Source organism: Patiriisocius sp. Uisw_017 (assembly GCF_047731265.1).
Taxonomy (GTDB): Bacteria; Bacteroidota; Bacteroidia; order Flavobacteriales; family Flavobacteriaceae; genus Patiriisocius.
The window spans coordinates 1246322-1261585 of the sequence record NZ_CP159835.1 but is presented as its reverse complement, the minus strand read 5'-3'; the positions used below and the strand labels follow the sequence as shown (position 1 = coordinate 1261585).

The 15264-nt window shown below is 35.2% G+C and carries 15 protein-coding genes; 13 read left to right on the top strand and 2 right to left on the bottom strand.

Features of this window, described 5'->3' with window-relative positions:
* Positions 1 to 10 precede the first annotated feature (10 nt).
* From ABXT67_RS05805 to ABXT67_RS05785, 5 genes are read left to right on the top strand one after another with little or no spacing between them, the layout of a single operon-like run.
* Positions 11 to 943, top strand: a complete 933-nt coding sequence (locus ABXT67_RS05805; protein WP_415376337.1) for a DUF6427 family protein — start codon at positions 11 to 13, stop codon at positions 941 to 943.
* A complete protein-coding gene (locus ABXT67_RS05800; RefSeq protein ID WP_415376336.1) occupies positions 943 to 1584 on the top strand; it encodes a hypothetical protein in 642 nt (213 codons plus the stop codon). Before ABXT67_RS05805 ends, ABXT67_RS05800 begins: the two co-directional genes overlap by 1 nt.
* Positions 1581 to 2579, top strand: a complete 999-nt coding sequence (locus ABXT67_RS05795; RefSeq protein ID WP_415376335.1) for a DNA adenine methylase — start codon at positions 1581 to 1583, stop codon at positions 2577 to 2579. Before ABXT67_RS05800 ends, ABXT67_RS05795 begins: the two co-directional genes overlap by 4 nt.
* A gap of 9 nt (positions 2580 to 2588) precedes the next feature.
* Positions 2589 to 3200 carry a DUF4254 domain-containing protein gene (locus tag ABXT67_RS05790; RefSeq protein WP_415376334.1) on the top strand — a complete coding sequence of 204 codons (612 nt, stop codon included), beginning with the start codon at positions 2589 to 2591 and terminating at the stop codon, positions 3198 to 3200.
* A 43-nt stretch (positions 3201 to 3243) separates the two neighbouring features.
* On the top strand, positions 3244 to 4275 hold the full coding sequence (locus ABXT67_RS05785; protein ID WP_415376333.1) for a glycosyltransferase family 9 protein: 1032 nt from the start codon (positions 3244 to 3246) through the stop codon (positions 4273 to 4275).
* On the opposite strand, the gene ABXT67_RS05780 is transcribed toward ABXT67_RS05785, so the two are convergent.
* Positions 4261 to 4620 (bottom strand): hypothetical protein, encoded by a 360-nt coding sequence (locus tag ABXT67_RS05780; RefSeq protein ID WP_415376332.1) that lies wholly within the window; start codon positions 4618 to 4620, stop codon positions 4261 to 4263. The genes ABXT67_RS05785 and ABXT67_RS05780 overlap by 15 nt on opposite strands.
* The gene (locus ABXT67_RS05775) at positions 4607 to 5656 is read right to left on the bottom strand and encodes a 2Fe-2S iron-sulfur cluster-binding protein (protein ID WP_415376331.1); all 1050 of its coding nucleotides are present in this window, start codon (positions 5654 to 5656) and stop codon (positions 4607 to 4609) included. The genes ABXT67_RS05780 and ABXT67_RS05775 overlap by 14 nt, the downstream gene beginning before the upstream one ends.
* A gap of 205 nt (positions 5657 to 5861) precedes the next feature.
* On the opposite strand from ABXT67_RS05775, the gene ABXT67_RS05770 reads away from it, so the two are divergent.
* From ABXT67_RS05770 to ABXT67_RS05735, 8 genes are all read left to right on the top strand, one after another.
* The gene (locus ABXT67_RS05770) at positions 5862 to 8660 is read left to right on the top strand and encodes a S8 family serine peptidase (protein ID WP_415376330.1); all 2799 of its coding nucleotides are present in this window, start codon (positions 5862 to 5864) and stop codon (positions 8658 to 8660) included.
* Positions 8661 to 8671: 11 nt separating this feature from the next.
* Entirely contained in the window at positions 8672 to 9382 is a 711-nt protein-coding gene (locus tag ABXT67_RS05765) for a T9SS type A sorting domain-containing protein (protein WP_415376329.1), read from the top strand.
* 169 nt (positions 9383 to 9551) lie between these two features.
* Positions 9552 to 10097: a class I SAM-dependent methyltransferase gene (locus ABXT67_RS05760; RefSeq protein WP_415376328.1), complete on the top strand. Its 546-nt coding sequence runs from the start codon at positions 9552 to 9554 to the stop codon at positions 10095 to 10097.
* A complete protein-coding gene (locus ABXT67_RS05755) occupies positions 10094 to 11059 on the top strand; it encodes a hypothetical protein (RefSeq protein ID WP_415376327.1) in 966 nt (321 codons plus the stop codon). Before ABXT67_RS05760 ends, ABXT67_RS05755 begins: the two co-directional genes overlap by 4 nt.
* Before the next feature lie 187 nt (positions 11060 to 11246).
* Positions 11247 to 13847, top strand: a complete 2601-nt coding sequence (locus ABXT67_RS05750) for a tetratricopeptide repeat protein (protein ID WP_415376326.1) — start codon at positions 11247 to 11249, stop codon at positions 13845 to 13847.
* A 1-nt stretch (position 13848) separates the two neighbouring features.
* Entirely contained in the window at positions 13849 to 14307 is a 459-nt protein-coding gene (locus ABXT67_RS05745) for a bactofilin family protein (RefSeq protein WP_415376325.1), read from the top strand.
* A 9-nt stretch (positions 14308 to 14316) separates the two neighbouring features.
* Positions 14317 to 14535 (top strand): AtpZ/AtpI family protein, encoded by a 219-nt coding sequence (locus tag ABXT67_RS05740; RefSeq protein ID WP_415376324.1) that lies wholly within the window; start codon positions 14317 to 14319, stop codon positions 14533 to 14535.
* A gap of 5 nt (positions 14536 to 14540) precedes the next feature.
* On the top strand, positions 14541 to 14933 hold the full coding sequence (locus tag ABXT67_RS05735; RefSeq protein ID WP_415376323.1) for a hypothetical protein: 393 nt from the start codon (positions 14541 to 14543) through the stop codon (positions 14931 to 14933).
* Positions 14934 to 15264: the final 331 nt, after the last annotated feature.

Genomic DNA, 15264 nt, shown 5'->3' with positions numbered 1-15264 from the left:
ACCCGCACGAATGCTCACATCTTTTTTTGGTAAATCTTCTCCTATCAATTACCTATTATTAAGTGCATTGGTTACTATTGGGTTTTTTGTGAATACTTTTTCTGAGCAGGCACCCCCATTTTCAGTCGAAACTTTACCTCAAATCATCGGTGTTTTGCTGCTTTCGATTTTTGCTATGCTATTACTTGACTTTATTATCCGCAAAAACAATGTGACTCTTAATAATACGTACGCTGTTTTTATTTTTACCGTATTTACATTTTTAGCCCCACAATTTTATCAATCTCCTTTAGTGCTTCTTTCCAATGTGTTTTTATTACTTGCAACACGCCGAATTCTGAGCCTTAACAACGAAAAAAATATTGAAAAGAAAATCTTTGACGCTGCCATATACATTACGCTTGCTTCAATGTGTTACTTCTGGTCTATACTTTTCTTTTTAATATTGTTTATCGCTATTGTTAGGAAAACTTCAGTGATTTTTAGGCATTTCATCATTCCGTTTATCGGAATTATAACGGTATTTGTAGTCGCTACTACCTTTCAATTTCTGATTAACGATTCTTTTAATTGGTTTTATGAATGGCTGGAACCTATTGATTTTAGTCTTCATAGTTACAACGACATCAAATTATTAATCCCTGCTTTTTTGTTTGTCTGTCTAGCAATCTGGATGGGGCTTTACCGTTTTGGGAAACTAAAAATGTTGTCAAAAAAAGAAAAACCTTCAGCAGGCACCATGCTTTTTATTGTAATAATTACATTGTGTATAACCCTGGCAAGTCCGCAAAAAAATGGAGCGGAATTAATTTTCCTCTTTGCTCCCATTGCAATGATAACTACAAATTATGTCGAAATAAGTCCCAGCAAAGAGCGCAGCGTTTTTAATGAAATACTGTTGTGGTGCATTGTTTTGATTGCTCTAACAATTCATTTTTTATAATGAAATTTCCTCTTGAATTCTTAGAGGCGCAATTAAAAAAACGGCTTTCGTATCGTTATAAATGGGGGCGAAAACAAAGTGACGAATGGGACCGTTTTACTTCCTTTATTTATGACACGCCTGTTTGGGAAGAATTTATTGTAAAGCTGAAAAGTGCGATTATAAGGCTTGATGCAGACAAAGGCGAACTGTTTGATTATGCAGGAAACAGGTGGTTTAACTTTTGGAGCGCGATGGCAGTCGAAACCATATTTAGTGAAATGGAAGGGGTCAACCCAGCAAAAAATAGCCGTGACACCGAAAAAGATTTTTTCATTGACGGAATTCCTTTTGATCACAAAACCTCTGTATTTCCAAAACATTTGGGAACTAATATTACTTCAGCAAAAGCTAACAAAGCCGACCTTGTTACTTGGTTTTACGAAAATCAAAGTGTTGAAAAAAGGCTTCATTTTAAAAACAGGTTGTTTATCGTAGTGTTTGATCAAAACGGCGAGCACTGGAAATTAAAGGCAGAAATAAGCCTCCTCAGAAAAGAAATACATAGGTATCTTGCAACTTATCAAAAAGAACAATTAATTACTAGTATTTTTGCTGAAGACTCCCAAGCATTAAGCGATATAATCTGGGTAATACGATGAATTATATAGGCTCAAAAAACAAACTTTCCTCTTTTATTTTTGACACAGTAACAGGTGTTACTGGGGGTGACATTTCTAAAAAAATATTTTGTGATCTCTTTGCAGGAACGAGCATCATAGGTCAAACCTTCAAACCACACGTGCAGCAAGTTATTTCAAATGATGTTGAGTTTTACAGCTATGTACTTAACAGAAATTACATAGGTAATAACACTGCCTTAGATGCTGAAGGTTATTTAAACACCCTCAACAATCTTGCGCCAATAAAGGGGTTTATCTTTCAAAATTATGCAGAAGGAGGAAGCGCAGGTCGAAACTATTTTACAGCACAGAACGCACAAAAAATAGACGCAGCAAGACAGCAAATTGAAACCTGGAAAACTTCAGCAGCACTAACAGATGATCTTTATTATTTGTTGGTGGCTTCTCTTTTAGAAAGTGCAGACAGGGTTGCTAACACCGCTTCGGTTTATGGCGCCTATTTAAAGCAGATTAAAGCTTCCGCAGCAAAAGAAATAAAGATTACCGCAGCAAATTTTATTGAGACGAAAACTTCCCATCATGTTTTTCAGCAGGATAGTAACCTGTTAATTTCTAAAATTGAAGGCGATATTCTTTATATGGACCCACCCTATAATGCACGGCAATACGGTGCTAATTATCATCTTCTCAATACTATTGCAAAATATGATACCTTTGCCCCAAAAGGAAAAACAGGGCTTCGGGAGTATTATAAAAGTGATTATTGTAAGCGTGGTGAGGTCTTAAAATCTTTTACTGAAGTAATCGAAAAAGCACAATTTAAATACATTTTTCTGAGTTACAATAATGAAGGGTTAATGAGTCAAAATAATGTTAAAGAGGTTATGGAACGTTTCGGAAAATATGACGTCGCCACAACAAAATACCAACGTTTTAAAGCAGACAAAACTCAAAATCGAAATCATAAAGCAGATAGCACCATTGAATACCTGCACATTCTTGAAAAAATATAAAACCAAATTATGAATTTTACAGATATAGCAAACCAGATTTTTATTGAAGTGATTGTAAAATACCATCACCTTAATACCGTAGATCAACCTTTTGAAAACCCGTATGACAAAGAAAATGAAACACTGGAGCATTTGTTGTTTAGAAAATGCTGGATAGATACTGTGCAATGGCATTATGAAGATATTATTCGCGACCCAAATATTGATCCTGTTTCAGCATTAACATTAAAACGAAAAATAGACGCTTCCAACCAAGACAGAACAGATATGGTGGAATATATTGACAGCTATTTTCTCGAGCAATATCAAGACACCTCAACCAATGAGGATGCAACCATTAACACAGAAAGTCCAGCTTGGGGAGTAGATAGATTGTCTATTCTTGCACTGAAAGTATACCACATGAACGAGGAAGCTACCCGTGCAGATGCAAGTGCAACGCATAGAGAAGCGTGTCAAACAAAACTAAATGTGCTTTTAGAACAACGTGTAGATTTGAGTAAGGCCATTGACCAATTGTTACAGGATATTAAAGGAGGTCGTAAATACATGAAAGTGTATAAGCAAATGAAAATGTACAATGACGACGAGCTTAATCCTGTTTTAAGACAGAAAAAATAAGTCCCCACCCAACCTCACCGAAAGGTAGGCGTTTAAAAACAAAATGAAAACCGCACCACACATCCTCGTCATTCGTCTATCGGCTATGGGAGATGTTGCCATGTTGGTTCCTGTGCTGTGGGTGCTAGCACAGACCTATCCCGAGTTAAAAATAACCGTCCTCACGAAGCCGTTTTTCAACCCTTTATTCAATGGAATTCCCAATATTTCAATTCTAACTGCAGAGGTGTATACAAGGCATAAAGGTTTCGGAATAATCTCACTAGCTTCTGAAGCAGCAGCGCTTAAACTTACCGCGGTTGCAGATGTACACAATGTACTTCGATCTAAAATAATTCGGTTTTTATTGTGGATTAGAGGTGTCAAAATATCCCCAATCGATAAAGGCCGAGGTGAAAAAAAGTTGCTCACAAATGCAAACGGAGCTGAAATAAAACCAATTAAATCAACACATCAGCGCTATGCAGCTGTTTTTGGAAACCTGGGCTATCCTATTAATTTAAAAGAACACATCGCTCCCAAACCAAAACAACTCAGTTCTAAACTACAAGAGCTGGTAGGTACAAAACCAAGAAAATTAATTGGCATAGCACCCTTTGCAGCGCACGAGGGAAAAATGTATCCGCTTTCCTTTATGAAACGTGTTATTGAAGATCTTAACAAAACCAATTCCTATCAAATTTTCTTATTTGGGGGAGGCAAAAAAGAAATTACTAAGCTCAATAAACTAGCATTTGGTTTTGAAACGGTAAGCAATATTGCGGGACAGCTTACATTTGAAGAAGAACTGGCACTTATTTCAAACTTAGACATCATGCTTTCAATGGATAGTGGCAATGGGCATCTCGCAGCAATGTATGGCATTCCAGTGATTACACTCTGGGGCGTAACGCATCCATATACCGGATTTAGGCCCTTTAACCAACCCAACGAAAACCAAATAATTAGCAATCGAGATAAGTATCCTTTAATACCGACTTCGGTTTATGGCAATAAACTACCGAAAGGCTATGAAAAAGTTATGGAATCTATCCCGCCAGAGCTTGTTGTAGAAAAAGTATTAAAGACTCTTTAATGTTGGATTATATATTTCAATAATAGTTCCGAATCCTATTTTTCGTTCTCCTTCTTGTACCTCAAAACTTAGCCCAGCATACAAGGTATTTGAAAAAGCAGAAGTCCCCATTATCCTAATAGTTGCAATTACACTTTCGCCTGGGAGCGCTATTTCAGTATCCATAAAATCAATAGTTGATGTTGCTATATTCGCTTCATCTTCAAATTTAATAAATGGTCTATAGCCAGAATGTGCAGCCGTCTTTCTCCCACCCTCTTTTCTCGTTAAAAAAGTCAAAGAAGCACGAAAATCACCTTCACTATTTCCTTCTTCGGAGGCTAGTGGGATGCTAGACATCATCATAGTCTACAAAAACCTCAGCCGTGGTAGGATGTGCTTGACAAGTAAGTATAAATCCATCTGCAATTTCGCTATCGGTTAAAATTTGATTTTTACCCATTTCCGCTTTTCCTTTTGTAATACGTGCAATGCAAGTACTACAAATTCCGCCTTGACAGGAGTAAGGTGCGTCCAAATCATTTTCTAACGCAGCTTCTAAAATAGACTTGTTTTGAGGCATTACAAACGTTTTTTCCTCATCGTCTAAAAGTATCGTAACGGTAGTATTTCCTTCGTGATTGTTTACTAACAAACCTTCTTCTGAACTCGTAAACAATTCAAAATGAATTATTTTTTCATTGGTTCCATTCTCTTTTAAGGTGGAAGAAACAGCATCAATCATAGGCTCAGGTCCACACAAATAAAAGGCATCAAAGATGGTGTCCTTAAATTGATTTTTTATGTAATAGTTCACAATTCCACGGTCTATACGACCAAAACGTGCCCCGTCTTCTCTGCTTCGGCTGTATATGTTTTCTAAAAAGAAACGACCCGAGAAATCTTGTTTTAGTTTTGATAGTTCATCATAGAACATGGCGTCTTCTTTTGTTTGATTTCCGTAGACCAAAAGAAAGGTGCTTTGAGGTTCTTCGTTAAGGGCTGCAGTAATAATGGAAAGTACTGGGGTAATTCCGCTTCCTGCCGCAAAAGCGGCGTAATTATGTGTGTTTTTTGCATCCGGTTGCAAGATAAATTTACCCTGCGGAAGCATGACCTCAAGCACATCACCTTCTTTTAAGCTGTCATTTGCAAATACCGAAAAAGAGCCGTCAACTACTTTTTTAATCCCAACCGAAAATGAGGTGTTGGAAGGCGCAGTACAAATAGAATAAGCCCGACGGACCTCTTTACCGTCCACCATATGCTTTATGGTAATATATTGGCCCGCGGTAAAATTAAATTCCGATTTTAAATTGGCAGGAATTTCAAAAGTAACCACGACCGCATTTGCCGTATCTTTTTTTATTTGTGAAACTTTCAAAGAATGAAAATCGCTCATAGATTTATTTTTTTACAAAAATAGGCAAGTTAACTGTTTGTGTTGATTGTTTTTTTAATTAAAAAGGCTATATTTAGATTCTCCTCGGTAATCTTTAAACTCTTTTTTTTATGAAAAATCCAGGAACCCTTTTATTTACCACCCCCCCCCCCATCAATTTTTACGCCTTTTAACTATTCTGTTTGTGTTTTTATGTAGCACAATAATGTTTTCTCAGAATCGTAAAGGATATTATATTGAAATGAAACCCAATGTTGATTTAGGAACTATAAATAAAACAGTAAATCCAGATCAGACAATTTCGATTACAACCGCAATAAATAGTTTTTCTAATTTAGTAAATTCAAAAAATGTTTATGAATTTAAACAGGCTTTTCCAGGAATTTCCTCAGAAAGATTGCAACGAGTTTTTTATATAGAATTTCCAGAAAATGAAACAGTACAGGCGTTTTCTCAACAAGTAGAAATCGAAAATTTTATTGAAATAGAGAAACCCGATTTGCTTTTTGATTTCCCAAATGATTATGTTGAATTACCAACTTTGCAAGCTGGTCCAGATGAGTTATTCGATAATACCTCACTAGAAATAATAAAAGCACCACTAGCTTGGACAGTAACACAAGGAGACCCTAATATTTTAGTAGGTGTCATTGATTCTAAGTTTGATTTGACCCATCCTGATTTGCAAAATAAAATAGCAATTAACCTTGACAATCCAAATAATAACGACCCAAACTTTCACGGCACTCAAGTTGCTAATTTAGTGGCAGGAGACACTAATAATGGTGTTGGAATCGCTAGCATTGGTTATAATACAAGACTTGTTACAGCAGATGTCTATAATAATGTCCTAAGGGTGTGGGAAGTCGCTCAAATTCCAGGTGTAAAAGTTATTAATTGTAGTTGGGCAAGTAGCGTCTACAATGAAATTGATGAAATATTATATCAAAAAATTAGAGATGATTTAGGGGTTTTAGTTGTAGCGGCTTCAGGCAACAATAAGTCTTGGGAAGTGCCAAATGCATATATGTACCCTGCATCTTACCATTCTGTCATGTCTGTGACTAGCGTAGGCAGTAGATATAATATTGGAGAATTTTATCCTCAAAATCAATGGACAAATTCTTGGAAAGATGTTCACGAATATAGAAACGTTGGTGCAGATGTTAGAACGCATAACCATAACGACAAAGTAGATGTAAGTTCACCTGCACAGATGATGATTCTTGCAGGAGATAATTACAATAGTCCAGATGTAATCGATGGGTATTTTCTTGGTACGGGAACCTCTGGAGCGGCTCCTATGGTATCAGGGCTAGCAGCACTTATTTACGCCATAAACCCAAATTTCACTCCCCAAAAAGTTAGAGCTATTATTCGAGAAACCACTGATGACATTTACCATATCCCGAACAACCAAAATTATATAGGACAACTAGGTACTGGAAGGATAAACGCATTCAGAGCCGTTAAAAAAGCCTCTTGTATTATGAATCCATCCGATGATTTGGATCTAGCGATGCAAAATTCTAGGATAGATGGATTCCAAGAGCCTGATCTTGAAACCGAGTATCTTTGGGAGAGCAAAGATATTTCGGTTCGTAATCAAAGTGATGGAACCTATATAAAGACACATGAAAACCCAGTATACAGCGCTAATTCGCCCAATTATGCTTATGTAAGAATAACTAATAACAGTTGTGAGACATCAAATGGTTCTGACAATGCCAAACTTTATTGGGCAAAAGCAAATACAGAATTAACGTGGCCATTACATTGGACTGGTAATTTAACGGTCCCAAACCCTGATGATCCCAATAGTCCAATTTTAATGGGAGATGAAATTGGAGTGCAATCCATACCTTTTCTAGAGCCTGGCGAATCTACAATAATAGAATTTCCTTGGTTCGTTCCCAATCCTGAAGATTATGAAAGTATCGATAATGAACAACCATGGCATTTTTGTTTGCTTGCACGTATTGAATCTACCCAAGATCCAATGACATTTACTGAAATCGCAAATGTTACAGAAAATGTTAAAAACAATAATAATATTGCTTGGAAAAACACAACCATTAATAATATTATAACCAACTCCTCAAGTAATATTAGCGGTGTTGTTGGCGTAGGTAATTCTTTAACAACGGCAAGGACTTCTTATTTGGAGTTTGTGACAGACACCATAGCCAATGTAACTCCTCTATACGATGCAGCCGAAGTTTTAATAGAAATGGACAGTAGAATTTATAATGGTTGGCAAACTGGCGGGAGTGTTGAGTCAAACTTTAAACAGACTAAAATCTCTAGTCATAAAATTGTAAATGGTCAAAAACCTGTGTTAGACAATATCGTTTTACCTGCTGACACATACAACATTATTAATGTCTCTTTTAATTTTTTGACCGATAAAAAAGACAATCGACAACATTATACATTTAGAGTCATACATCGAGATGCTATAACAGATGAAATTATTGGAGGAGAAACTTATGAAATAAATAAATACCCAAGACCCACATTTCAGGCAGATGCGGGTGGTGATGAAGAAATAGAAAAGGATGAATCGGTGACCATCACAGCAGCTCAAATAAACGAAGCAGCAATTTATAATTGGTATGATCCTGACGGCAACTTAGTATATACAGGAAGGCATTTGACGGTTTCTCCTAATATAACAAAAACATATACGCTAGAAATTATATCAGACCGAGATGGCTATAAAGATTATGATGAAATTGAAATAAAGGTAAATCCCTATAAAATTGAAAGTTTGGTGCCCAACCCAACCTCAAATTTAGTTACTATTAATTATGACGCAGACGAAGCTAGTTCTGCTTATTTGATGATAGTAGGAACTCAAAATAACACTTCTAATAATTATATATTAAACCCTCAAGAAACGTTCATTTCTTTAGATGTTTCTACTTATGAAAGCGGCATCTATGCTATTGCATTAGTTTGTGATGGGGTAATTGTTGGTTCTAAAAATCTATATAAAAATTAAAACTTTTAATCATGAAAAAATCAATATATATTCTATTAATTTTAATTAGTTCAAATATACTAGCTCAAGACCCACAACTCATTGACACTCCTTGGTATTTAAGGAATGTTGTAATTAGTAGTAATGATAATTTTCCTACAACAACTGCAACTTTATTTTTTCAAAATAATGACCCCGATTACAGTATATCTTTAGCTATGTGCCAAAACTTTCTTAGTAATGCTGTCTTTTTTGAATCAACAAACTCAACATTTAGCGTACTAACAGGAGGCTGGATTGACGGAGGATTTGATTGTGGAAATCCAGACGACATTAACTATGAGTCATTATATTATGGATTCTATATAGATAATGAAACTACGCCATTTACATATGAAATAACCCCAGACGGAGGTGATTTATCCCTTGTCGTTACAGCTCAAAATGGAGATCGTGCTATTTATGGTAACACGGTATTAGGCACAAATGATTTAAATGGGAGTTCATTTTCAATATATCCAAATCCTACTGCAGAAATCTTAACAATAGATTTTTCAGAGACTACATTTAATAGTACTGAATATCTCATTTTTAATAGTAGAGGTAAAGCTGTTGTGCGAGCTGATATTTCAGGTTTAAATTCGCATACAATAGCTGTGGAAAATTTGAGTGCTGGTATTTATTTTATTACAATTAAAACGAAGGATGGCACTCAGTTTACAAAACGATTTGTCAAAAAGTAATCTTTTGTTTTTTTACAATATAGAACCCTGAAACAATTTTGCTTCAGGGTTTTGTTTTTATACAAAGTATTCAAGTATACTTTCATTTTAGTACTTTTGAATTCTAATCGAATCAAAAATGGGACTACGTTCAAAATTTAAAAAATACAAGCTTCACAAAAGGTTACCTATGGAAACATACATTCCAAAAAAGTTTTCGAAACCTGAGAAAATGATTCCTGTGGTTACTGCCTGGGCTGGTTTAGAAGAAATTATTGAAGATATCTTGGACCGTTTTGATATTGGGAGAGATGCTTGTATTGAGTTTGGCGTTGAGTTTGGATATTCTTCGGTCGTGTTTTCAAATTATTTTAAACAAGTCACTGGTGTAGATGTTTTTATTGGTGATGAACATACAGATTTTAAAGGCGATCATTTTCAAGATACCAAAGACCGCCTTTCAGAATATAAAAACATTAGTCTTAACAAAGCAGATTATAAAGACTGGATTAAAAAAGACGAAACACAGTATGACTTTTCACACGTAGACATTGTGCATAATTATGCTGAGACTTTTGAATGTGGTTTATGGGCTGCGCAGCATAGCACATGTACTATTTTTCACGATACCGAAAGTTTCCCAGAAGTACGCCGTGCCGTAATAGACATTGCAAAAGTAGCTGGCAAAAACGTTTATAATTACCCTCATTGCAATGGTTTAGGCATCATCGTTTGAGCAAAATACTACTCATAGCGCCCTACTCATTTGGCTATACTCAATATATTTATGAAGCCATCGCTAAATATGATTCAGTCAGCGCTGAAATCATTTATTTAGACGTTCCTACTTTTTCATACAAGAATTTTTTTCATCATTTACAAAATGTGATTTCGAAAATTTTCTTTGGGAAAAATCTAAAAAAAACATTTGTTGCCAACCGAATTAAAAACCAAATTCAGGTTTTAGGGAAACAAGATTTGATCTTTATCATTAGGCCAGATGCTTTGGATAATACTACTTTAACTTTCCTTAAAAATGCTACCCAAAAGCTAGATGCTTATTATTGGGATAGTACAAGGCGATTTCCAAGAATGGCGAAAATTATTCCATTTTTTGACACGATTTACAGCTATGACAAAGAAGATGTTGCGCGTTATGATTTAAAGTTTTTGACCAATTATATTTTCCATTCTGAAGTAAAATCACCCAAAACAAAATATCAATTCTTTAATATTTCAACGGTTGATTATAGATTGCCACTACTAGAAAAAACAACTGAGTATATAAGCTCGAAAGGCTGGACGCATCGTATTTTTGTTTACAACAGAAGCCCAATAGAAACAAAGCACGTCAAATTACTAACTACTCAGAAAAACGTAAAAGAATCCCTACAACTTATGGCTGCCTGCGACATTGTGGTTGAAATACAAAGAGAGGAGCAAACAGGATTGTCCTTTAGGGCTTTTGAAGCGATGGGGCTAGAAAAAAAATTAATTACTACTAACAAGGATATCGTAAACTACGATTTTTACCATCCTCAGAATATATTGGTATTGGACCTTGAAGACATTCAAATTCCTGATGATTTTGTGACAAGCCCTTATCTTTCGGTAGATGAAAAAATACTTTCAAAATATCGTTTAGAAAATTGGGTGAAACCTGTTTTTAAAATAGCGTCTGCCCGATGTTTTTTTTAATCTATACTACTTAAATCTTCACGCGAAGCCATCTATATTTCTCTATAAAAATAGCTTGAATTTCATTTTTTAAAGCAATTTTCAATCCAATAGTAAAAATAAGCCTACTTTTACCCTCCATTTTTATTAGTTAAGTATACTAAAACCGATGGTTTTTAGTTACTATAACATATTAATCTAGCATATTTTGAAACGAATACATTATATTACTCTTCTTCTTCTTTCTGTAGTACTAATAACGGCTTGTTCAAGAAAAAAGAATACTTTCTTAAATCGCAACCTCCATGCGGTTTCAACCGAGTATAACACCTTGTTTAATGGCAACAATGCATTTGATAATGGTAAGGAGGGTCTAGCCCTTGGTTATCAGGACAACTACTACGAAATTTTACCAGTAGAAAGAATTGAAGTAGAAGACGAAGCACAATTAGACACAGATGGCAAAGACCCTAATTTTAACAGAGCCGAAGAAAAAGCTGTAAAAGCAATTCAAAAGCACTCTATGTTTATCAACCGGCAAGAATATAATCCTCAAATTGATGAGGCGTATATCCTATTAGGAAAAGCTCGTTATTATGACAACCGTTTTATCCCTGCGCTCGATGCCTTTAATTTTATACTGGATAAATATGCCACTAGTAACAATGTAAACAACGCAAAGATTTGGAAAGCTAAGACAAACATTAGGCTAAAGAATGAGGAATATGCCATAGAGAACCTAACGGAGATGTTAGCCGAAGAGGAGCTAGAGGATACCGTTATAGCAGATGCCAATGCGATGTTAGCCCAAGCAATGATTAATCTAGATTCTATTCCACAAGCGCTTCCTTACATAAAGATTGCTTCAGAATATGTAAAAGACAATGAATTAAAAGGAAGATATGCCTTTATTAAAGCACAGATTTACAATCGCCTTGAAATGAAAGATAGCGCTAATATGGCGTTTGATGAAGTTATCGAACTTAACAGGAAAACTGCACGGGTTTACAGAATTAATGCTTTTATTGGGAAGGCAAAGAATTTTGATTATGAAAAAGAGGACCTCATTATATTTTTAGAATTACTACAAGATTTAGAAAAAGACCGCGAAAACAGACCGTACTTAGTTAAAGTGTACAATTCTTTTGGAGATTATTATATCAATATTGGTAATGATTCTTTAGCGGTAGTCAATTATAACAAATCCATTAGAGCATTTAGTAACGATCGTACGCTTCAATCCATAAACTATCAAACGCTCGCCGAAATGAATTTTGACGATGCATTGTACAAAAACGCTGGCGCATATTATGATAGCACACTGACCAATTTAACTGAAAACACAAGACAATGGAGGCGTATGACAAAGAAGCGTGAAAATCTTGATGACGTTATCAAATATGAAGACATTGCAACTAACAATGATAGCATCCTGCGCATAGCAAATATGAGCGAAGATGATCGTCTTGCATTTTTTACTGAATATACCAATGAACTCAAAGCCCAAGCAATTGCAGATAGCATTGCTTTTGCTAAACAAGAGCGCAAAGGAGGCAGCGGTGTTAACAACAATGAGTTTTTTAACGCTGGAGGCAATAGAAACGCTGGGCCTAACGCTGGAGGTGGGAAATTCTACTTTTATAATCCTTCTACGGTAGCATATGGTAAATTAACCTTTCAGAAAAACTGGGGAAATCGAGAACTCATTGATAATTGGAGGCTTTCTGAGAAAACACTAAATAGTATTCGTGAAGAGGAAGAAGCTATTGAAAAAGTAGCCTCTATTTCAGATTCTGAAATTTTTGATCCACAAACCTATTTAGCAACAGTTCCTACTGATGAAAGGGTATTAGATAGTTTAACCCAAGACCGAGATTTTGCATATTACCAATTAGGACTTATTTATAAAGAGAAGTTTAAAGAATATGACCTTGCAGCAAACAGATTAGAATCATTATTGGGCTTTCAACCTACAGAACGCTTGGTCCTTCCTGCAAAATATAACTTATATAAAATCTATGGCCAGATAGAAAAGGAGTCACTTGCCTTAAAATATAAAAATGATATTTTGAGCAATCATAGTGATTCTCGCTATGCTGAAATTCTTCGTAATCCAAATTCACAATTAGCAAGTGACGCATCGAGTCCTGAGTTTAAGTACAATGCTTTGTATAAAGAATTTGAGGGAGGAAAATACGATGATGTCATTAAAAAAAGTGACGAATACATCACTTTATATAATGGCAACGAGATTGTCCCAAAATTAGAACTTCTAAAAGTAACGGCATTGGCTAGGCGGGATGGTTACCGAGCCTATAAAAAAGGACTCAACTTTGTTTCTTTAACCTATCCAAATAGCGAAGAAGGGAAACAAGCACAATTTATTTATTCTAATGTAATTCCCGCCTTAAAGTTTAATGAATTTGTTGCTGATGCTGATGGGACTAATTTTAAATTGGTGTATCAATTTAGCACAACCGAAAAGGCAAGTGCTGAAAGTTTAAAAACACAGTTGGACAATGCGATTAAACATTACAGCTACGATCAAAAAATGAATACGTCATTAGATTATTACACCCCTAATGTTATACTTGTTGTTGTTCATGGTTTAGATAGTAAGTGGGGCGCTGAAGGTTTTGGAGCGAAGCTAGCCGCGCCAACTAGAGAATCTAAATTACCCAGTATTTCAAGAGGTTATTTTGGAACTTCTACAGAAAACTATAAAATTATACAAATTCATAAAAACCTCACAGATTATCTAAACAAAGGGGTTATCGAACCTAAAACAGACACTCCTCAAAAAAAATAACATGTTTTTAGACAAAAAAAATTATAAATCAAATCAAAATAATAATGAACCCGGTTCTAATCAAAACAGAATCAACGAAGGCACAATCATTAAGGGAGATATAGATTCCAAAGGATTTTTAAGGATAGATGGTATTATTGAAGGAAATATAACCACGACGTCCAAAGTGGTTATAGGAAAAAATGGTAAAGTCATAGGCACCTTAGCTTGTGACCAAGCAGATATCGAAGGCTTCTTTGAAGGAACTTTGAGAGTGACAAATTTGTTAACATTGCGCGCCAATGCAAAAATTAATGGTGATGCCTTAGTTGGCAAACTATCTGTTGAGCCTGGTGCAATGTTTAACGCTACGTGTTCCATGGAAAGAAAAGAAACTGCGAATACAGTCAATAAGAGCACAGAAAACTATTTTGATCGTTCAAAACGGTCACAAAAACCACACCCCGAACAACTTAATTAAACCCGTTTTATGCCAGAAGAGAATAAGAACAGTGGTATAAAAAGATGGGCAATACTTTCAGCTATTGCTATCCAAATGGGGGTCATCATTTTTTTATTTGTACAATTAGGTAAGTGGTTAGATGCTAACTACAGTGATGGTAAAACTTTCCTCATAATATGTACCTTATCTGGTGTAGCACTTTCTCTTTACCTCGTCTTAAATCAAGCTAACAGGCTTAACAAATAATCTATATGAAAAGAAGCACGCCCTTTTTATTAGGGCTATTTATTATTTTGTGTTTCACCTTTGGCTTACATTTATTAGTATTGTCTTTACTAGAACTTCCTCTTTTCGAAAATAGAATTATTCCTTCTTATTTAATAAATTACCTCTTAGCCGTGTTGCTATTTGTGCTAATCCAATCAAACATAAATAAGCAATCCAATAACACAGCGTACATTTTTATGTTGGGAAGCGGAATTAAATTTGTTGTTTTTTTCACTGTATTTTATCCTTTTTATCAAGAAGATGGCACGATGGAGAAAACTGAATTTGCCGCATTCTTCGTTCCCTATGCAACCTGTTTAATCGTTGAAGTACTATTTCTTTCAAAACAACTTAACAATCAGACCTATTCTGAATAATATTTGTTGAAAAACACCTGATAATTTTCGCACAAAAAAAAGAGATAAAATAGTTTTTTCTTTTTCTAGAATGTCTGTAGTTTTGCACCGATTTTAAAGACGTCTTTAAATTGTCTAAAAATGCAACGAAAAACAGTGGTTAGATTACTTTCAATTCTCTTTTTAGTTTCTTCATTTACAATGACGGCTAAAACCCCTGAGCAATCTGGGGAAACAAAAGCAGACAGAAAACAAGAAGTTAAAGATTATGTAGCGCATCACTTGCTTGATTCGCACGATTTTGGATTGTTTTCTTACACAGATGACGCAACCGGTAAAGTTCACCACGTTG